A 20028-nucleotide genomic window follows, 5' to 3' on the forward strand; every position below is an offset into this window, starting at 1 on the left:
GTTTCAGGTGGGCTTTTTTATGGGCATCATTGTCACGTGCCGAAATTCCCGGTCGGCGGATCACGTATAATCGGGCGCTCGCTGAATCGCATTCTTCCATACGACGACACCATGAAATCTACTGAAATCCGCGCCAAGTTCCTGAAATTCTTCGAGTCCAAGGGACACACGCTCGTGCGTTCCAGTCCGCTGATTCCGGGTAACGATCCCACGATGTTGCTGACCAATAGCGGCATGGTCCAGTTCAAGGATGTGTTCCTGGGTACCGACCAGCGCGCCTATTCCCGCGCGACGTCGGTGCAGCGCTGTGTGCGTGCCGGCGGCAAGCACAACGACCTTGAAAATGTAGGCTACACAGCGCGGCACCACACATTTTTCGAGATGCTGGGCAACTTCAGTTTCGGCGACTACTTCAAGCGGGATGCGATCCAGTACGCCTGGGAACTGCTGACCAAGGTCTATCTGCTACCACCAGAGAAGTTGTGGGTCACTGTCTATCATGAAGACAACGAGGCACACGACATCTGGGCCAATGAAATCGGCGTTCCGCTCGAACGCATCATTCGCATCGGTGACAACAAAGGCGCGCGTTACGCATCGGACAATTTCTGGCAAATGGCCGATACCGGTCCATGCGGTCCCTGCAGCGAAATTTTTTATGACCATGGTCCCGATGTCTGGGGCGGGCCACCGGGTAGTGCCGAGCAGGACGGTGACCGCTACATTGAAATCTGGAACCTGGTGTTCATGCAGTTCAATCGCGACGAGCAGGGCAACATGCCGCTGTTGCCAAAGCCGTGCGTCGATACCGGCATGGGGCTGGAGCGGCTGGCTGCGATCTTGCAGCATGTCCACAGCAACTACGAGATCGACCTGTTCCAGAATCTGATCAAGGCCGCAGCGCGTGAAACCCGCACCACCGACCTGAACGACAATTCACTGAAAGTGATTGCAGACCATATTCGTGCCTGCTCGTTCCTGATCGTCGACGGCATCATTCCCGGTAGCGAAGGTCATGGCTACGTATTACGCCGGATCATCCGCCGTGCTCTGCGGCACGGCCACAAACTGGGACAGACCCAGCCGTTCTTTTACAAGCTGGTACAGGATCTGGTGATCGAGATGGGTGCCGCCTATCCCGAACTGACCGATGCAGCGGCGCGTGTCGAACAGGTGTTGAAGCAGGAAGAAGAGCGCTTTGGTGAAACGCTCGAACACGGCATGAAAATCCTTGAAGTGGCGCTGGCGTCGAGTCCGCATCAACTCGATGGTCAGACCGCATTCACGTTGTACGACACGTATGGCTTTCCGCTCGACCTGACTGCCGACATCTGTCGCGAGCGCAAGGTCGACCTTGATGAAGCCGGCTTCAATACGGCGATGGAACGCCAGCGTACTACCGCACGGGCGGCCGGAAAGTTCAAGATGGCTGCGGCCGTCGAGTACAGCGGCGACAAGACCCGCTTCGTTGGCTATGACTTGCTGGATCAAGCCGCGCGCGTCATCGCCTTGTATGTGGATGGTGTTGCGGTACAGCGCGTGGGCGCAGGGCAGGATGCCATTGTCGTGCTTGACGTGACGCCGTTTTATGCGGAGTCGGGCGGGCAGGTCGGGGACAATGGCGTACTGCGTGCCGGTGGTATGGAATTCAACGTGGTCGACACGCTGAAAATCCAGTCCGAGGTGTTTGGTCATCACGGCACGCTGGTCAGTGGTGTACTCGCAGTCGGTGACACATTAACCGCCAGCGTGGACGCGATGGCCCGCGGCCGCACGATCCGCAATCACTCCGCCACGCATCTGATGCACAAGGCGTTGCGTGAGGTGCTGGGCGCGCATGTATCGCAAAAAGGCTCGCTGGTCGATGCCGACAAGACCCGCTTTGATTTCAGCCACAACGGTCCGCTGAGCGCGGATGAAATTCGCCAGGTCGAAGTCATCGTCAATCGCGAGATCCTCGCCAACATCGCTACCGAAGCGAAGGTGATGGCTTACGATGATGCCGTCAAATACGGCGCCATGGCGCTGTTCGGCGAAAAGTACGGCGATGAAGTCCGTGTTCTGGGCATCGGGTCGTCAAAAGAATTGTGCGGCGGTGTACACGTGACTCGTACCGGGGACATCGGCTTGTTCAAGATGACTGCCGAAAGTGGCGTGGCCGCTGGTATCCGCCGGGTCGAAGCCGTCACTGGCGAAGGTGCATTGGCATTGGTGCAGGCACTAAGCCAGCGTGTCAGCGAGGCTGCAGCGCTGCTGAAAGCGCCGTCGGAAGAGTTGACCCCGCGCATCGTGCAAGTTCAGGAGCAGGTCCGATCGCTGGAAAAGGAATTGTCTGTCCTGAAATCAAAACTGGCTGCCAGTCAGGGTGACGATCTGCTTGACCAGGCAGTGGATGTCAACGGCATCAAGGTGCTCGCGGCACGCATGGAAGGCGCCGACGTCGCGGCATTGCGCGCAACCATGGATAAACTGAAGGACAAGCTGAAAACCGCTGCCATCGTGCTGGCTGCGGTCAACGACGGCAAGGTGAGCTTGATTGCGGGCGTCACAGCGGACACGACCGGCCGCATCAAGGCCGGCGAGCTGGTGAATTTCGTGGCATTGCAAGTGGGCGGCAAAGGTGGTGGAAGGCCGGATATGGCCCAAGCCGGCGGCACCGATCCATCAGGTCTGGCGGCCGCATTGCAAGCGGTTGCCGGATGGGTTGATGCCAAAGCCTGACGCAGATTCCGTGTAGCCCGGAATTTGAGCTCGCATCGCATCGTATCGGAGGGGTGGTATCAAAGGCGTGGCGCTGGCCGCCCTGTATGCCGCACTTCCTGATTTGTTGAGTTGATTCGGACCCGCTGGCAAATGACATCGTTATTGCGTCCGGATGTGTGAATTTTGTTTTTTTTAGGCCACTCCCGCATCAACCTGCTGCGCTGCGTCAATGTAGTGCATTTTTCCGGTAGAATTTGTTGATACAAAATAACTTTACTCGAGAACACGGCGATGGATTTCCATAAAGAGCTTGATGCACGCGGCCTGAATTGTCCGCTGCCGATCCTGAAAACCAAAAAAGCGCTTGCCGACATGGTCACTGGCCAGGTGCTAAGAGTGATCGCGACCGACCCCGGCGCAGTGCGCGACTTTCAGGCCTTCGCCAAACAGACCGGCAATGAACTGCTGGCGCTGACAGATGAAAACAAGGAGTTCGTTTTTTTCATGAAGCGCAAGTAGGATCGTAGCGACGATCTGTATTAAAGGAAAGCAAGAGCAGCAAGCAGCAACAAGCAGCAGCAAGCGCCAATCCAAGCCATTCGCACGTCATGGGCCCGGCATTTGATAACAGCCGGAAGCGCCCGTGAGCCCAGTTACCATTTCCGATAAGATGTGGAATAAATTCATTTTTCAAACTCGATCTCACAATAGTACGGTCGTGCTTTATTTATCCGTCAAGATGATTTTCCGCTTATAATCTTGCTCAGTTTACGTTAACGTCAATTCGATTTTCTCTAAAGGCAGACCTATGAAAGTTCTGGTTCCAGTCAAGCGTGTGGTGGATTACAACGTCAAGGTCCGGGTCAAGTCCGACGGCACCGGTGTCGATATCGCCAACGTCAAAATGTCGATGAATCCATTCGATGAAATCGCCGTTGAAGAAGCCATGCGGCTCAAGGAAGCCGGCAAGGCGACCGAAGTGATCGTTGTTTCATGTGGTGTCACTCAATGCCAGGAAACGTTACGCACTGCAATGGCCATCGGCGCCGACCGTGGCGTGCTGGTGGAAACCGATGTCGAGTTGCAGCCATTGGCGGTGGCCAAGTTGCTCAAGGCATTGGCGGATAAAGAGCAGCCGCAGTTGATCATCCTTGGCAAGCAAGCGATCGATGATGACTGTAACCAGACCGGCCAGATGCTGGCTGCGCTGCTGGGCTGGCCCCAGGCAACGTTTGCCTCGAAAGTCGTGGTCGATGGCGACAAGGTGAATGTCACCCGTGAAGTGGATGGTGGACTTGAGACACTCTCGCTGACCTTGCCGGCAATCATCACGACCGACCTGCGCCTGAACGAGCCGCGTTATGTCACGTTGCCAAACATCATGAAGGCGAAGAAGAAAGTGCTGGAAGTCGTCAAGCCTGCCGATCTTGGTGTCGATGTCACTCCCCGACTGAAAACCCTGAAAGTGGCAGAGCCACCGAAGCGTTCGGCCGGTATCAAGGTGCCTGACGTTGCGACGCTGGTCTCCAAGCTGAAGAACGAAGCGAAAGTTATCCAATAAATCACGGCTGCTGCGCATCGCGCGGCTGCCGTTCAATCGGGAATCCATCATGGCCGCACTCGTCATTGCTGAGCACGACAATGCTTCGCTCAAAGCAAGCACCCTTAACACCATCGCCGCCGCTATTGAGTGCGGCGGTGAGGTCCACGTCCTGATCGCCGGACACAATTGTGGTGCCGCCGCTCAGGCTGCCGCACAAATCGCCGGCGTGGCAAAAGTACTGGTCGCTGACGGCGCGCAGTTCGGCGACGGACTGGCCGAAAACATTGCCGAGCAAGTGCTGGCAATGGCATCGGCTTACTCACATATCCTTGCGCCAGCGACCGCCTACGGTAAAAACATCGCCCCGCGTGTGGCAGCCCGTCTGGATGTGGGACAAATTTCCGAAATCATCAAGGTTGATTCGCCAGATACGTTCGAGCGCCCGATCTATGCCGGTAATGCGATTTCTACCGTGCAGTCTCTGGATGCGATCAAGGTCATCACGGTACGCACCACCGGTTTCGACGCAGCACCTGCAGGCGGCTCGGCGACGGTCGAGAACCTGACTGCGGTTGCTGATTCCGGCAAGTCGGTCTTTGTCTCGCGTGAGCTGGCCAAGTCGGACCGTCCGGAGCTGACAGCTGCGAAGGTCATCGTTTCGGGTGGGCGTGGCATGGGTTCGGGTGAAAATTTCAAAATCCTTGAACCACTGGCAGATCGTCTTGGCGCTGCGATGGGCGCTTCCCGTGCGGCAGTCGATGCCGGCTATGTGCCAAACGACTGGCAAGTCGGACAGACCGGGAAGATCGTCGCGCCGCAGCTCTATATTGCGGTCGGTATCTCCGGTGCCATCCAGCATCTGGCCGGCATGAAAGATTCAAAAACCATTGTTGCCATCAATAAGGACCCGGAAGCGCCGATCTTTTCGGTGGCTGACTATGGCCTGGTTGGTGATCTGTTCGACGTCGTGCCACAACTTGTGACCGAGCTCGGCTAACCCGCTTTTTTTCGTATGCAAACGAGGGCGGGAGCGTGTATCGCATTGCGGTGGCACGGATCCCGCCCTGACTTTTTCTGGAGTCACAAATGAGTTATGTTGCCCCGCTCAAGGACATGCAGTTCGTATTGAACGAGCTCGCCGGACTGGCCGATGTCAATGCGTTGCCGGGTTGTGAGGATGCTACTCCGGACACCGTGGAAGCGGTTCTCGAAGAGAACGCCAAGTTCTGTAGCGAAGTGGTTGCACCGATGAACTGGGAAGGCGACAAGTCGCCAAGTCATTGGCACGATGGCCACGTCACGACGACCAAGGGTTTCAAAGAAGCCTTCAAGGCATTCGGCGAGGCTGGCTGGCAAGGCGTGCAGCATCCGGTCGAGTTTGGTGGTCAGGGGTTGCCGAAGCTGGTGGCGACACCCTGTCTCGAAATGCTGAATGCGGCCAACCTGTCCTTTGCGCTCTGTCCGATGTTGACCGACGGTGCGATCGAAGCATTGATGACAGCCGGTTCGGAAGAACAAAAAGCGACCTATCTGACCAACCTGATATCAGGAAAATGGACAGGCACGATGAACCTGACCGAGCCGCAAGCCGGTTCGGATCTGGCGATGGTGCGTTCGCGCGCCGTACCGCAGGAGGATGGCACGTTCAAGGTGTTCGGCACCAAGATCTACATCACCTACGGCGAGCATGACATGGCCGACAACATCATCCACCTGGTGCTGGCGCGCACGCCTTCCGCGCCGGAAGGCATCAAGGGGATTTCGCTGTTTCTGGTGCCGAAGGTGCTGGTCAATGCCGATGGCTCACCCGGTGAGCGCAACGACGTCCAGTGCGTATCGATCGAGCATAAACTCGGTATCAAGGCCAGCCCGACTGCGGTGCTGCAGTTTGGCGACCACGGCGGCGCCATTGGCACGCTGATCGGTGAAGAAAATCGCGGTCTGGAATACATGTTCATCATGATGAATGCGGCGCGTTTTGCCGTTGGCATGCAAGGTATCGGCATCGCTGACCGGGCCTACCAGAAGGCAGTACGTTATGCCAAGGATCGGGTCCAGTCGCGTGACCTGACGGGTTCCCCTGGTCCTGTAGCCATCATTCACCAGCCCGATGTACGGCGCATGCTGATGTCGATGCGCGCACAGGTCGAGGCGGCGCGGGCGCTTGCCTACGTCACGGCTGCGGCGCACGATGCATCGCATCACCATCCCGATGAAGTCACTCGCAAAGCCAATAATCTGTTTTATGAATTCATGGTGCCGGTCGTCAAAGGCTGGTCCACCGAGTTGTCGATCGATGTCGCATCGACCGGCGTGCAGATTCACGGCGGCATGGGTTTCATCGAAGAGACCGGCGCAGCGCAGTATTACCGCGACGCGCGCATCCTGACGATTTACGAAGGCACCACAGCGATTCAGGCCAATGACATGATTGGTCGCAAGACCGTGCGTGATGGCGGCGCAAATGCCAAGGGCATCATCGCGCAAGTGCGCCAGACCGAAGCTGAGTTGGCTGCAGTGGATTCAGCTGACCTGGCTGCCATCGGAGCGCGCCTGGGCGAAGCAGCACAAGCGCTGGAAGATGTCGTCAACTTCATCGTTGCGAATGCGAAGTCGGACATCAAGGGCGTGTTTGCCGGCAGTGTCTTATACCTGAAGCTGGCCGGGATCGTATTCGGTGGCTGGCAAATGGGCCGGGCGGCGTTGGTCGCCGACAAAAAGCTGAAGGCAGGCGATGGTGATGCCAGCTTCTACCGCGCCAAAATCGGCACGGCCCGCTTCTTTGCGGATCACTTTCTGGCGCAGGCCAGTGGTTATCGTGCTGCCATCGTCGAGGGCAGCGCCGGTGTAATGGCGCTGACCGAAGACCAATTCTGATCGTCGGCCGGTGGCTGCGTTCATTCGTTAGCCGAATGCTCCGCCGGTAAAGAGCAGGTCGAAGCTGCGGGCCAGGGTCGCAATCAGCGCAGTCGTGCCCACGCCCAGTGTCACCGCCAGCAGGAGTGCGAGCCACCAGCGTGATGCGGTGTGCTTGCCGGAGCCTGGATTGAATTCCTGGTCCCACTTTTCATCGGGTGTAAGCCCGAGAACCAGTGCCTCCAGGAAGCCGCAGAGCACGGACAACACCAGAGCTCCTGCCTGGAACAACCCGTGCTCGCCTATCCCTAGCGCGACAACCAGCAGCGTCAGCGGTACGCTGGCAAGATGCAGCCAGCCCCATTTGTCGCTGGCGCCACGCAGATAAAAGCGGTGCAGGCCGATGCCACCGGTAACGGTGGCTAACAGGGTGGCGAAGGTTTTGTTTTTGTGTCTGATGGCCATTGAAATAGGGTCGTCCTGATTGAAAAGAAGCTGATGGTTTGAAGTTGATTCAAGTCGGCCGCGTAATGCTGTCCGTCATCTCGCAAGTCAAAAACAACGCCCTGCGAGTCGGGCGAGGCGCAGTGTGCACCAGCGTTGGCGCGCTTGCAATGCCGGTGATCACCATGTAATCACCGGCAGGTGGGATTTTGTATTGCGACCAGCGTCTGGTTCAGGCTATAATTCGCGGCTTTTTCCGTGTTCGAAACACTTATTGGAAATATTATGGTCGTTATTCGTTTAGCTCGTGGAGGCGCCAAGAAGCGTCCTTTCTTTAACATCGTTGCTACTGATTCGCGCAATCGCCGCGACGGTCGGTTCATCGAGCGTATTGGTTTCTACAATCCGGTTGCGTCCGGTGCCGAAGAGTCAGTCCGTATTGCGCAGGATCGCCTGACATACTGGGAAGGCGTCGGCGCCCAACTGTCCCCGACAGTCGCTCGCCTGGTCGCCCAGGTCGGCAAAAAAGCAGCTTAAGCAGTCTCAGGTTTGTCAGCTAATTTGCCAAACAAAAGCGATTCGGGGGTCTCGATTCCTGATGACCTGGTGCAGGTAGGGTATGTGTCTGGTGCCTACGGATTGAATGGCTGGGTTCGCATCAAGCCATTTTCATCGACCGGTGACGCACTGCTCAATGCGCGCGTCTGGTGGCTGGACAAGCCGGCTTTGCACGATGTCGGCATGATGCAGGCAAAAATGCACAGCGGCGACGTGGTTGCGCAGTTGATGGGTGTGTCAGGGCGGGATGCGGCAGAGGCGCTGAAAGGCACTTCAGTTCAAATTCCGCGTAGCCACTTCCCGATACTGCCGGACGGTGAATTCTACTGGGTCGATCTGATCGGTCTGGCGGTTGATAACCTGCAAGGCGAGAGTATCGGTATTGTCCATGACATGATGGATAACGGAGCTCATCCGATCTTGCGCATCACTGCCTCAACAGCAGTGGCCAGTGACACCAGTGACACAAGCGCCGCAGAAGACGACAAGCAGCCGGAAATCCTGATCCCGTTTGTCGAGCAGTTCGTGAAAACAGTTGATCGGAAGTCCGGCAAGATCACTGTTGACTGGGGCCTTGATTATTAGCGTGCCAGTTAGCGGCTTGACGGCTGGAGCCACCAATGCAATTTGACGTCATCACACTTTTTCCTGAAATGTTCACCGCGCTGACTCAGTCAGGCATTACGCGTCGGGCTTTTGATCAGAAAAAGTGGGGGCTGTCGCTATGGAATCCACGTGATTTCACCAGCGACAACCACCGGACCGTGGACGACCGGCCTTACGGCGGTGGTCCCGGCATGGTGATGCTGGCAAAACCTTTGGAGGCGGCAATTGCTGCATCCAAGGCGCGTCAGGTTGAGCTGGGATTGTCTGCGCCACGGGTGGTCTATATGTCTCCGCAAGGCAAACCGCTAACCCACCAGCGTGTGATGGCGATCGCAGCAGAACCCGGTTTGGTGCTGCTGTGTGGCCGTTACGAGGCAGTGGACCAGCGCTTGATCGATCGTTACGTCGACGAAGAGATCAGTCTCGGTGACTTCGTGCTGTCAGGCGGGGAACTCCCGGCGATGGCACTGATGGATGCGGTGATACGGCAGTTGCCGGGAGCGTTGCATGATGACGCATCGGCAGTCGAGGACAGCTTTGTCAATGGCTTGCTGGATACGCCGCACTACACGCGTCCGGAACTGTTCGATGGATTGCCGGTGCCTGCGATCCTGATGGGCGGGAACCATGCGGTGATCCTGAAGTGGCGTCGTGAGCAAGCGCTTGCGGCAACCTTCCGGAAACGGCCGGACCTGCTTGAAGCCGCCCGTAGTAGCGGGGCGCTGAGCCGCAGTGATGAACAGTTTTTGAGTAGTCTGCAGTAAAAAAAGCAGTACCGAGCGGGAGAAACAGTCATGTTCCCCCGCATGTTTAATCCCATCCTCTACTGGGCATGACGGCGTGCAAGCGCCCGGCGTCAGCAAGATGGCATAAGGAGTTTCAAATGGATCTGATCCAGCAACTTGAGCAAGAAGAAATTGCCCGTTTGGGCAAGAATATCCCTGACTTCGCACCAGGCGATACCGTGATTGTCAGCGTCAACGTCGTCGAGGGCACCCGCAAGCGCGCCCAGGCGTATGAAGGCGTTGTGATCTCCCGTCGTAACCGTGGCCTGAACTCGAACTTCATCGTTCGCAAGATCTCGTCGGGTGAAGGCGTCGAGCGTACATTCCAGTTGTACTCGCCATTGATCGCTTCGATCGAAGTCAAGCGTCGCGGTGATGTCCGTCGCGCCAAGCTGTACTATCTGCGTGAGCGTTCGGGTAAATCGGCGCGTATCAAAGAAAAACTGCCTAACCGTCGCGTTGCTGCGAAAAAAGCAGCGGCTTAATCACCGAGCTGCGGTAAGGTATTTCAAGGGGCGCCTCATGGTGCCCCTTTTTGTATTGAACGGCTGTTGGGAGCAGCGTCGCTACACTGTCGACTAGCGCAACGGCGTAGCCAATCGGATAGACCAAAGCGGTCGCACCGGTCGGGGCCGGAATTGCGATACAGTTGCCCGATAACCATTCAAGAAGGTGCTGTGCCAAAAATGATGTTCGATCCTGAACGTATTCCCGTTGAATCGATCGCTGGTGAGCGCTCGGTGAACGCGGAAAACCTGACCAGCTTCTGGTTGCGACAACGCTTCGCTGTACCGGAAGACTGGTCGCATGAGCTGCTCGACGAAAACCTGTTCACTGCGCCGGCCCGGGTGCCACGACCGGCGTCCGTCCTGCTGCCTATCGTTGCGCGCAGCCAGGGTCTGACCATGCTGCTGACCCAGCGTAGCGCCAACCTGACGGACCATCCCGGCCAGATCAGTTTTCCGGGCGGCCGTGCCGACGCTGGCGACCTGTCGGCGATCGATACTGCGCTGCGTGAAGCCGAAGAGGAAATTGGATTGGCCCGCCGCCACATCGAAGTCATTGGTACCTTGCCAGACTACATCACCATGACTGGCTACCAGATCACACCTGTCGTCGCTCTGGTCGAGCCACCCTTCGACTTGCGTGCCGAGCCCGGCGAAGTGGATGAAATTTTCGAAGTGCCCCTGTCATTCCTGATGAATGGCATGCATCACGAACGACGCGCGGTGATGCTGCCGGACGGTTCTGGAAGGCGACTGTTTTATGCGATGCCGTATGAGCGTTTTTTTATATGGGGTGCCACCGCGGGCATACTGCGCAATCTGTTCCACTTTTTGCGAGCATGAGTTCGTGGGTTTGACACTACGGGCAAGAACATTGTCAGTGCTGATGCTTAACCGGATTCCGACTGCGGGTCGCGCCATTCAAGTGGTGTTGCAGCGGTTTGCTTCTGGTACTGTGCTGCGCTATCGTACGAGTACGAAGTTTTATAAGGCGTTCTGATGACTTTTCTTTCCATTCTGTGCGCACTGCTGATCGAACAGCTCAAGCCGTTGCGCGCCGATAATCCGATTTACGCCAGCATCAAACTGTTGGCCACGCGCATGGAGCGCTGGTTCAATGCCGGGCATGCGCAACAAGGCCGGCTCGGCTGGTTTCTGGTGATGGGCGGATTGATGCTGCCTACGGCACTCATTTACTGGCTGGCATACCGCATCAGCCCTCTGGCCGCGCTGGCCTGGAATATCCTGATTGTCTATCTGACGCTGGGGTTTCGCCATTACAGTCATTATTATTCGTCGATCCAGGCGGCTCTCAACAGCGGTGATGAAGCAACGGCCCGCGTTCTGCTGGCCGAATGGACCCGGCAGGACACCGCCGCGATGGACACCGCCGAGATCGCCCGCATTGCAGTCGAGAAGGCGCTGGTCACGACACATCGCAATGTCTTTGGCGTCTTCTTCTGGTTCCTGATGCCGGTCGGTCCTGCTTGCGCAGTGATGTATCGCGTATCCGAATATCTGGCGCGGGCCTGGAATGAGCCCGACCACATGAAAAATGAGGCCTTCGGCGTGTTTGCCGCGCGCGCGTTCTACTGGATCGACTGGATTCCGGCACGCCTGACCGCGATTGCCTTCGCCATCGTGGGCAATTTCGAAGATGCGATTTACGCCTGGCGCAATTTTGCCAGCCGCTGGCAGGATGAGGCTGTCGGCATCATTCTCGCGGCAGGCAGCGGGGCGCTGGGAATCCGGCTTGGCACGCCGCTACAGGGTGCCGCCAATGTGATGCCGACCGATCCGTCGAGTCTCGACTCGGCACCGCTGGAGTCCGACGTCTCACCCGGAGAAGAACCGACCGCACGCGCGCTGCAAAGTACCGTTGGACTGGTATGGCGCGCCTTGTTGTTGTGGATGTTGTTGCTGTTGTTGCTCTCGATGGCAGTCTGGCTGAGCTGATCGGAGGACCAGGCGGCCTGCAGGTGGCCGCCATGATGTTTGCGCAATGCGGGATGCGGTTTCAGTTGAACTCTTCTATAAGATATAATTTGCATGACTGTGAGGGGCCGCCGAGCTCCGCGCTAATCCGCCACATTCGTTATCGAGATCAGCAAGATCCATGGCCGACCCAACTCAAAACAAACCAGCAATGGCCCGAGAATTCTTCATTCTGGGATTGACCAGCGCGGGGCGGCAATTCCGGCCCAGCGACTGGACTGAACGCCTGTGTGGTGCAATGTCCTGTTTTCGCCCCGAGGGCAGCGGTGGCCGCAATGCCCATCTCAAGTATTCCCCGTATGTCCGGCCGATTGTCCTCAACGGTGTCAAGTCCGTCGTGGTGGATGAATCCTTGCGTCAGATCGAGCCATTGGCCTACCACTTCGTGATGGACTTTGCGCGCGACAATGACCTGCAAGTCGTCGACGCCTGTTTGCTGCCGGAACCCGGCAACGCGCCAGAGAAATGAACTGACTGCGTCTTGTTGCTTGCCGTATCATTCCGGCCTCGCCGCATGATTCACATCATCCCCGCATGATCGCAACAAGGAGTAGTTTCAGTGAGTTCACCCGAGCACGCACAGCATTCACATAGCGGCGCCGCCCATTCCGGCCACGGCCATGGCCATGACCACGACCACGACCACGGTCATGGCCACCATCACCATGCATTACCCGCGGATCACAACGCCGCATTCGCGATCGCCATTGCACTCAACGTGGTGTTCGTTGCTGTTGAATTCACGTACGGATTCATCGCCCATTCCACGGCGCTGCTTGCCGACGCCGGGCACAACCTGTCGGACGTTCTGGGCTTGCTGCTGGCCTGGGGTGCGGCCGTGCTGGCGCGCAGGCAGCCCAGCGGACGTTATACCTACGGCTTGCGCAGCAGTTCGATTCTGGCTGCGCTGGCCAACGCATTGTTGCTGATGATTGCCTGCGGTGGCATTGCATGGGAAGCCATCCAGCGATTTTCGCAGCCGGCACAGGTCAACAGCATGACGGTCATTGTGGTGGCAGCGATCGGCATTGCGATCAACGGATTGTCAGCATGGCTGTTCGTCAAGGGCAGCAAGGATGACCTGAATATTCGTGGTGCATTTCTGCATATGGCGGGCGATGCCGCAGTCTCGCTGGCGGTGGTGATCGGCGCGTTCGTGATGCTGGGCACCGGCTGGTTCTGGATTGATGCGCTGCTCAGTCTGGTGATCGTGGCGGTGATCCTGCTGAGTACCTGGAGTTTGTTGCGCGACGCCATCCGCCTGGCGCTGAGTGCGGTGCCGGCCAGCATTGACCTGCCGACGGTCGAGGGATTTTTGCTGGCATTGCCGGGCGTGTCTGCAGTGCAGGATCTGCATATCTGGGGCATGAGTACCACCGAAGCGGCGCTGACCGCCCATCTGGTGATGCAGGGCGGTCATCCCGGCGACCCATTTTTGGCAGATATCGCCGAACAACTTACCGAGCGCTACGGGATCGGACACACCACGATTCAGGTCCAGCAAATCGCCACCGGGCAGGGATGCATGCTCAAGTGAGCCGGCGCGCTGCGTGATGACCACAGGAGCTTGCCATGACACTGTTCACCAACCCTGATGTGCTGGCACTGATTGCCAGCGTGTCCTTGTTGATGGGGTATTACGCCTACCTGTTCTGGCGAACCCGGCGTACGCCCGAAACCAGCATTCACCGCGTCAACCAGACCGCGCGCGCCCAGTGGATCGACCACGTCATGTCGACTCCGGGCAAGGATTTGCTTGCAGTGCAGACGCTGCGCAACCTGGCCATGGCTGCGACGTTCAAAGGCTCGTCGGCAGCGCTGTTGATCCTTGGCACATTGACCTTGTCAGGACAGGCAGACAATCTCGGACACGCGTGGCACGCAGTCAACGCAGTCGATATTGGCAGCGCGGCAGCACCGGCATGGTGGACCATCAAGGTGGTGAGCTTGCTGGGCACGTTGATCGTCGCCTTTTTTGCGTTTGCCACGACGATCCGGCTGCTGAATCACGTGATGTTCATGGTGAATTTGCCGATCGAGGTGGCCACAGGCACCTTGTCGCCGACCAGCGTTGCACGTCGACTCAATCGTGCTGGCTGGTTTTACAGTATCGGCATGCGTGCCCTGTTCGGTGCGGTGCCGCTGGCGTTCTGGCTATTCGGTGCGGTATTTTTCGTTGGGGCCACCGCGCTGCTGGTGGGGGTGCTGTATTTGATTGATCGCAATAGCGTTGAAATTTAAGCGGATGTTTGTCGATGCACAGTGCGTCTTGTGCGCATGCTGCCGATACGCTTTCCTGTTTGGCGCAGAATGAGCGTTTCCGATTATCCGGGAGTACCGCGTTGACCTCTGCCTTGATCCCTGTCCAGACCCCTACCCGCATCGAAACCGACAGTTTCGGTCCGATCGCTGTCCCTGCCGCCCATCTGTGGGGTGCGCAGACACAGCGCTCACTCGCCTTCTTTCAGATATCTGCCGAATTGATGCCGCGCGAGCTGATCGTGGCGCTGGCAGCGGTCAAACGCGCCTGTGCAATCGTCAATCGCGACCTCGGTAAATTGCCGGTGCCCAAGGCAGATGCGATCGTTCGTGCAGCTAATGAAATCATCGCCGGACAGCATGCGCAGGAGTTTCCGCTGGCGGTGTGGCAAACCGGTTCCGGTACGCAGACCAACATGAACATGAACGAAGTGCTGGCAAACCGCGCCTCCGAGATCCTGGGTGGTCCGCGCGGAGCCGGGCGCTTGCTGCATCCGAACGATGACGTCAATCTCGGGCAGTCATCGAACGATATCTTTCCGACCGCGATGCATGTCGCTGCCAGTCTCGGCATCACACAAAAATTACTGCCGGCGCTGCGCGCGTTACGCACGACGTTGCAGCAGAAGTCGGCTGACTTCGCGCAGATCGTCAAGATTGGCCGGACCCATTTGCAGGATGCCACGCCACTCACGCTGGGACAGGAATTTTCAGGTTACGTGGCGCAACTTGCATTTGTCGAAACGATCATCGTCGCGACGCTACCTGGCCTGCAGGCGCTGGCCGTCGGCGGCACCGCGGTCGGTACCGGACTCAATACCCATGCAGAATTTGGCGGCAGGGTGGCTGCGGTGCTGGCGCATGAATGCGACTTGCCGTTCACCAGCGCGGATAATAAATTCGCCGCGCTGGCAGGTCACGAGCCACTGGTTGCCGCGCACGGTGCGCTGAAAACACTGGCGACAGCGTTGATGAAAATCGCCAACGATGTGCGTTGGCTGGCGTCCGGGCCGCGCTCCGGCCTGGGTGAACTCAGCATTCCGGAAAATGAACCCGGCAGCTCGATCATGCCGGGCAAGGTCAATCCGACCCAATGTGAAGCACTGACGATGTTGTGCTGCCAGGTCTTCGGCAACGATGTCGCCATCACGATGGGCGGTGCGTCCGGCAATTTCGAACTGAATGTCTTCAAGCCGCTGATCGCCCACGGCTTCCTGCAAAGCGTGCGTTTGCTGGCCGACGGCATGGCAAGTTTCGAACGCCATTGCGCGCAGGGTATTATGCCGAACCGTGATCGCATCGACGACTTGCTGGCGCGCTCGCTGATGCTGGTAACCGCTCTGACTCCGCACATAGGCTATGATCGCGCCGCACAAATTGCCAAACGCGCCCATCACGACGGCAGCAGCCTGAAAGAGGCGGCACTGGCGCTGGGTTTCGTGAGTGCCGACGATTTCGTACGTTGGGTCCAGCCGCAACAGATGACAGCGCCGGATGCATAAAAGGAAAAATTCAGGATCATGGGACAAATCTATCTGGTAAGGCACGGGCAAGCCTCTTTTGGCGCTGCCAATTACGACCTGTTATCCGAGCTGGGCGTGCAGCAGGCGCGCCTGCTGGGAGAATGGTATGCCGAACGGCGACAGGGCTTCAGCCGGGTATTGACCGGCGGCATGAACCGGCACCGGCAAACGGCGGTGGCTTGCCTGGGTGCGCTACCGCGTAATTTGCGCAAGGAAGGCGATTGGGAAACCGATGCCGGTTTTGCCGAATACGACCACGCCGAGATTTTTGCCCGGTATCGACCCGAGTTTGCCGATCATGCGGTGCTGGCCGATTTTCTGCGTGGCAGCGAGTACCCGCGACAGGCTTTCCAGTCGCTGTTTGAAGCGGCGACCGCGCGCTGGATGGGTGGCGAACATGACGCCGACTACACCGAAAGCTGGCCGGCATTCCAGTCGCGCTGCGTGGCCGCCTTGCAGCGTGTGCTGATGGCACCGGGAACGGCGCAGACAGTCATCATTTTCACGTCGGGTGGCACCATTGCGACCCTCTGCCAGCATGTGCTGGATTTGCCGGACCCCAAGGTCTTCGCATTGAACTGGACCCTGGCCAATGTCGGTGTGACCAAACTGCTCTACAGTGGCGGACGGGTCAGCCTGAGCTACCTGAACAATTATTCCCATCTTGAATCTGGCGGCATTCCCGGGTTGGTGACTTACCGATAACCGGACGATGCCGGCTGCGTTCTGACGGCATCACCCCGAGTTACTACGCTTGCCAGCGCCATGTCCGCAACGCGCCCCGATCAACCTGACGAGCGGCGAAATCCCCACGCCCGACGGTCAGGTCACGAGCAGATTTCTCAAAAGAAACTCGCTTATACTTAGCCCATACACGGAGCGCCACCATGATCAATACCCCATTTTCGCCACGACAAACAACCGGATTTTCGCTGATCGAATTGATGATCGCCGTCGCCATCGTCGGCATCTTGTCGGCGATTGCCTATCCGAGCTATACCGACTATGTCTTGCGTGGCAGGCTGGTGGACCCGACCAATAGTCTGACGGTCACGCGCCTGGCGATGGAGCAGTACTACCAGGACAACCGCACTTATGCCAGTGTGTCTGCGGCCATCGTTTCGCCGTGCCTGGCGACCCAGCCTGTGGTCAAATTTTTCGCCATGACCTGCAGCCTTTCGGCTGCCCCGGCCGTCGGATATACCGCGACGGCCACCGGTAACGGCGGAACAACCACCGGCTTTGTCTACACCATCAACCAGACCGATCTGCACACGTCCACCGTCAGCACCGCATGGGGCGGCGCGACCAGTCAGTGCTGGATCATGAAAAATGGATCGACGTGCTAATCATGCGTCCCGATCGCGGCTTTACGCTGGTCGAGTTGCTCGTCACGATCGCTGTCATCGCGATCCTGGCGGCCCTGTCTGTTCCATCGTTCAGCACCATGATCGGCAATGCCAAGGTGCGGTCGGTGACGGAGGGGCTGCAAAACGGATTGCGCCTGGCGCAGGGCGAGGCGATTCGTCGCAGCCGTCAGACCGCGTTTGTACTGACCAATGCGACGCCGGCCCTGTCGGCAACACCGGCGATCAACGGCACCAACTGGTACGCACAAATGTTGCCGATCATTGCCAGCGAGGCCGTCGACGCCACCTTTTATGTGCAGGGTGGGGCGTTTGGAAATCAGACCTCGGGCGTCACCATTACCGGTCCAGCCGTGATCTGCTTCAATTCGGTCGGACGCGTGGTGACCAATTCTGCTACCGGACTTGGCGTTGCCTGTGCGGCGCCCACGCCGACAGTCGTATTCGATGTCACCAGATCCGGCGCCGACCGCACGCTGGCGTTGCAGGTCAGCGCTGCCGGAAAAATACGCATGTGCGACAGGTCGCGCACATTGTCTGCAACCCAACCGGACGGATGCTAGCCATGAACCCGGATTTTCCCGCAAAGCGCCGGCAAGCCGGCATGACACTGATTGAGGTACTGGTGTCGATGCTGATTTTTTCGTTCGGTTTCCTCGGCTTGATCGGGATGCAGGCGCGGGCCGTGCAAGTGTCGATGGATTCGGAAGACCGATCCCGCGCCGCCTTGCTGGCCAATGACATCGTCAGCGCAATGTGGTCGCAGAAAACCCTGTCGCTGTCGTCGACGGTTGTCTCGGACTGGCAAGCGCGCGTGATCAATCAGGCAGCGTCCGGATTGCCCGGCGCCAGCGGTACCGTTGGTGCACCCGATGCCAACGGCATCGTGACCGTCACGATTACCTGGCGTGCGCCATCGCGCAAGTCCGGTGAACCGGACAGCCAGTACATCACCCAGGTGCTGATGCCATGAACCGTCTGCTGTCGAGATCCCGCATTTCTCATCCCCGTTGCAGGGTGGCCGGGCGCGCTTTGCAACAGGGCATGTCGCTGATCGAACTGATGGTGGCAGTCACGATCGCGCTGGTCATGTCGCTGGCGATTTTTTCGACGCTGTCGAGCAGCGAGGGGCGCAAGCGCACGCTGACGGCGACCAATGACGTCGCGCAGGTCGGAATTTTTTCGGCCTACCAGCTCGACAAGTTGCTGCGTAGCGCGGGTTCGGGATTTTCGCAAGGCGCGGATTTCACGTTCGGTTGCCAGCTCACTGCAACGCGCACCGCGCCAGGACAAATCCTGCCATTCACCGCGGCGATGGCAGCACCTTTTACTGCGATGAATACCAGCCTTGGCGGAAGTTACCGCCTCGCACCAGTCATCATCGTGAAGGATGCGACAACGCCCAATATCAGTGGCAAGGGCTCGGATGCGCTCATCATCATGTCGGGTTCGGCCGGGTTTGGTGAAGTGCCGACGCTGTTCACCGCGACCGGCGCGCTGACGCAGCTCAACCTGCAAAACACGGTCTCGTTTCAAGCCAATGACCTGGTGCTGCTGACCGATACCGCAAGCGCCACCGGGCCTGCTCCGTGCATGATCGAACAGGTTACCTCGTCCTTCCTGACTGGCGGGACCGCAACCGCCTTGCCGCTGGCAGGCAGTACCTACTCCGGCGATCCGATCAATGGCATAACACTTGCCGCCTATTCCACGGTCGCCATGGCGACCAATCTTGGCTCCGGGACGGTGAGCAATCCACCATCATTCGTGATTGTCGGCGTCGGTGACAATAACAATCTGATGACCTACGATCTGTTGCAGATGGGTACCTTCAACACCAGCGAGGCGATGGCAGACGGCATCTTTGAAATGCATGCGCTGTACGGCGTCGATACGACCGGAAACGGTACTGTCGATATCTGGGTTGATCCGAAGACAGCGGGTTATGACGCGGTGACGCTGCAAAGCGGTACGACCGCCTCGGTCAGTACCTTGCGGTCCATCAAGGCAATTCGGGTCGGCCTGATCTTGCGTACCCAGCTGCCAGAAAAAGCGACCACGCCGTCCGTCACACCCGGGCCGCTGGCGCTGTTCAGCGATCTGGGCGCAACCCTGAAATACACCCGCACACTCGCCACCGCTGAGCAAAATTTCCGGTATCGCACCATCGAGACCACGATCCCGCTACGCAACGTGTTGCTACTGAACTGAGGATCGCTCATGCATCCGTTACCGCATCCGCCGCTGCCACGTCGTCACCGCCCACTCCGTTTGCCGTCACGGCAGAAGGGCGTCATTGTCCTGTTCACGCTGCTTGCGGTGGTGCTGTTACTCATTGCCAGTGTTGCGCTGGTACGTTCGCTCGATACGTCGCTCACGCTGGCAGGAAACATGGCCTTCAAACGTGACCTGGTGAATCAGTCGGAACGTGGCGTGGCCACGGTCATGTCGTCCTTGCAGGTCGGCGGTGCGCTGACATCGGAAACGACGCGCCAGAATAATCTGCTGGCAAATAATTATTCAGCGTCGACACTGGCCTCCGACAGCCACGGCATTCCGGCCATTCTTGTCAGTGATGCGGCCTGGACTGCTGCCGGCATGGACGGTGATGACATTACCGATGCGACTGCCGGTGTCACGGTGCGCTATGTGATCGATCGATTGTGTACCAGCGCAGGTCCCTCAAGCACCGTGAACTGCGCGATCTCGGCGCTAGGTCAGGACAAGGCAGGCACGGTGCACATCAGGCGCGCAGGCGGAAACAGCTTGCCGGTGTATCGGATCAGTGTCCGCGTGACCGGGCCGCGCAACACGCAGACCTACGTGCAATCCACCATTTCAATGTAATGCATCATCCCTTCGGTCTGAGGCCGGGCAACAGGA

At 58.2% G+C, this 20028-nt stretch carries 22 protein-coding genes; 21 read left to right on the plus strand and 1 reads right to left on the minus strand.

Features of this window, described 5'->3' with window-relative positions:
• Window positions 1-111 precede the first annotated feature (111 nt).
• The 5 genes from alaS (at window position 112) to ABD720_RS16195 (ending at window position 7123) form a co-directional block, all read left to right on the plus strand.
• Window positions 112-2721: an alanine--tRNA ligase gene (gene alaS / locus ABD720_RS16175; protein ID WP_344764804.1), complete on the plus strand. Its 2610-nt coding sequence runs from the start codon at window positions 112-114 to the stop codon at window positions 2719-2721.
• Window positions 2722-2994: 273 nt separating this feature from the next.
• A complete protein-coding gene (locus ABD720_RS16180) occupies window positions 2995-3222 on the plus strand; it encodes a sulfurtransferase TusA family protein (RefSeq protein ID WP_344764805.1) in 228 nt (75 codons plus the stop codon).
• Between the two features lie 289 nt (window positions 3223-3511).
• Window positions 3512-4264, plus strand: a complete 753-nt coding sequence (locus ABD720_RS16185; RefSeq protein ID WP_344764806.1) for an electron transfer flavoprotein subunit beta/FixA family protein — start codon at window positions 3512-3514, stop codon at window positions 4262-4264.
• A gap of 49 nt (window positions 4265-4313) precedes the next feature.
• A complete protein-coding gene (locus ABD720_RS16190; protein ID WP_344764807.1) occupies window positions 4314-5243 on the plus strand; it encodes an electron transfer flavoprotein subunit alpha/FixB family protein in 930 nt (309 codons plus the stop codon).
• 89 nt (window positions 5244-5332) lie between these two features.
• Window positions 5333-7123 carry an acyl-CoA dehydrogenase gene (locus ABD720_RS16195; protein ID WP_344764808.1) on the plus strand — a complete coding sequence of 597 codons (1791 nt, stop codon included), beginning with the start codon at window positions 5333-5335 and terminating at the stop codon, window positions 7121-7123.
• Between the two features lie 27 nt (window positions 7124-7150).
• Here the strand turns inward: ABD720_RS16195 and ABD720_RS16200 are convergent, their stop codons facing one another.
• Window positions 7151-7567 carry an NINE protein gene (locus tag ABD720_RS16200; RefSeq protein WP_344764810.1) on the minus strand — a complete coding sequence of 139 codons (417 nt, stop codon included), beginning with the start codon at window positions 7565-7567 and terminating at the stop codon, window positions 7151-7153.
• A 264-nt stretch (window positions 7568-7831) separates the two neighbouring features.
• Here ABD720_RS16200 and rpsP point away from each other — a divergent pair, with 264 nt between their 5' ends.
• From rpsP to ABD720_RS16280, 16 genes are all read left to right on the plus strand, one after another.
• Window positions 7832-8083, plus strand: coding sequence for a 30S ribosomal protein S16 (gene rpsP, locus ABD720_RS16205; RefSeq protein WP_344764975.1), 252 nt, complete (start codon window positions 7832-7834; stop codon window positions 8081-8083).
• 24 nt (window positions 8084-8107) lie between these two features.
• Window positions 8108-8689, plus strand: a complete 582-nt coding sequence (gene rimM, locus ABD720_RS16210; protein WP_344764811.1) for a ribosome maturation factor RimM — start codon at window positions 8108-8110, stop codon at window positions 8687-8689.
• A 35-nt stretch (window positions 8690-8724) separates the two neighbouring features.
• Window positions 8725-9474, plus strand: a complete 750-nt coding sequence (gene trmD / locus ABD720_RS16215; RefSeq protein WP_344764812.1) for a tRNA (guanosine(37)-N1)-methyltransferase TrmD — start codon at window positions 8725-8727, stop codon at window positions 9472-9474.
• Between the two features lie 119 nt (window positions 9475-9593).
• Window positions 9594-9980 carry a 50S ribosomal protein L19 gene (gene rplS / locus ABD720_RS16220; protein WP_344764813.1) on the plus strand — a complete coding sequence of 129 codons (387 nt, stop codon included), beginning with the start codon at window positions 9594-9596 and terminating at the stop codon, window positions 9978-9980.
• A 204-nt stretch (window positions 9981-10184) separates the two neighbouring features.
• Entirely contained in the window at window positions 10185-10844 is a 660-nt protein-coding gene (locus ABD720_RS16225) for a CoA pyrophosphatase (RefSeq protein ID WP_344764814.1), read from the plus strand.
• 156 nt (window positions 10845-11000) lie between these two features.
• Window positions 11001-11957: a CobD/CbiB family protein gene (locus tag ABD720_RS16230; RefSeq protein WP_344764815.1), complete on the plus strand. Its 957-nt coding sequence runs from the start codon at window positions 11001-11003 to the stop codon at window positions 11955-11957.
• A 160-nt stretch (window positions 11958-12117) separates the two neighbouring features.
• Complete coding sequence (locus tag ABD720_RS16235) at window positions 12118-12465, plus strand: DUF3579 domain-containing protein (protein ID WP_344764816.1); 348 nt, start codon at window positions 12118-12120, stop codon at window positions 12463-12465.
• A 90-nt stretch (window positions 12466-12555) separates the two neighbouring features.
• The gene (locus ABD720_RS16240; protein WP_344764817.1) at window positions 12556-13533 is read left to right on the plus strand and encodes a cation diffusion facilitator family transporter; all 978 of its coding nucleotides are present in this window, start codon (window positions 12556-12558) and stop codon (window positions 13531-13533) included.
• Window positions 13534-13568: 35 nt separating this feature from the next.
• A complete protein-coding gene (locus ABD720_RS16245; RefSeq protein ID WP_344764818.1) occupies window positions 13569-14237 on the plus strand; it encodes a DUF599 domain-containing protein in 669 nt (222 codons plus the stop codon).
• Window positions 14238-14338: 101 nt separating this feature from the next.
• Entirely contained in the window at window positions 14339-15757 is a 1419-nt protein-coding gene (gene fumC, locus ABD720_RS16250) for a class II fumarate hydratase (RefSeq protein ID WP_344764819.1), read from the plus strand.
• Between the two features lie 18 nt (window positions 15758-15775).
• Entirely contained in the window at window positions 15776-16483 is a 708-nt protein-coding gene (locus ABD720_RS16255; protein WP_344764821.1) for a histidine phosphatase family protein, read from the plus strand.
• Window positions 16484-16665: 182 nt separating this feature from the next.
• Window positions 16666-17127: a type IV pilin protein gene (locus ABD720_RS16260; RefSeq protein ID WP_344764823.1), complete on the plus strand. Its 462-nt coding sequence runs from the start codon at window positions 16666-16668 to the stop codon at window positions 17125-17127.
• Window positions 17128-17129: 2 nt separating this feature from the next.
• Window positions 17130-17708, plus strand: coding sequence for a GspH/FimT family pseudopilin (locus tag ABD720_RS16265; protein WP_344764825.1), 579 nt, complete (start codon window positions 17130-17132; stop codon window positions 17706-17708).
• A gap of 2 nt (window positions 17709-17710) precedes the next feature.
• Window positions 17711-18118 carry a type IV pilus modification protein PilV gene (pilV, locus tag ABD720_RS16270; RefSeq protein ID WP_344764827.1) on the plus strand — a complete coding sequence of 136 codons (408 nt, stop codon included), beginning with the start codon at window positions 17711-17713 and terminating at the stop codon, window positions 18116-18118.
• On the plus strand, window positions 18115-19356 hold the full coding sequence (locus ABD720_RS16275) for a PilW family protein (RefSeq protein ID WP_344764829.1): 1242 nt from the start codon (window positions 18115-18117) through the stop codon (window positions 19354-19356). Before pilV ends, ABD720_RS16275 begins: the two co-directional genes overlap by 4 nt.
• A 9-nt stretch (window positions 19357-19365) precedes the next feature.
• The gene (locus ABD720_RS16280; protein ID WP_344764830.1) at window positions 19366-19992 is read left to right on the plus strand and encodes a hypothetical protein; all 627 of its coding nucleotides are present in this window, start codon (window positions 19366-19368) and stop codon (window positions 19990-19992) included.
• Window positions 19993-20028 lie beyond the last annotated feature (36 nt).

The sequence above is a fragment of the Actimicrobium antarcticum genome (genome assembly GCF_039536745.1).
GTDB lineage: Bacteria > Pseudomonadota > Gammaproteobacteria > Burkholderiales > Burkholderiaceae_D > Actimicrobium > Actimicrobium antarcticum.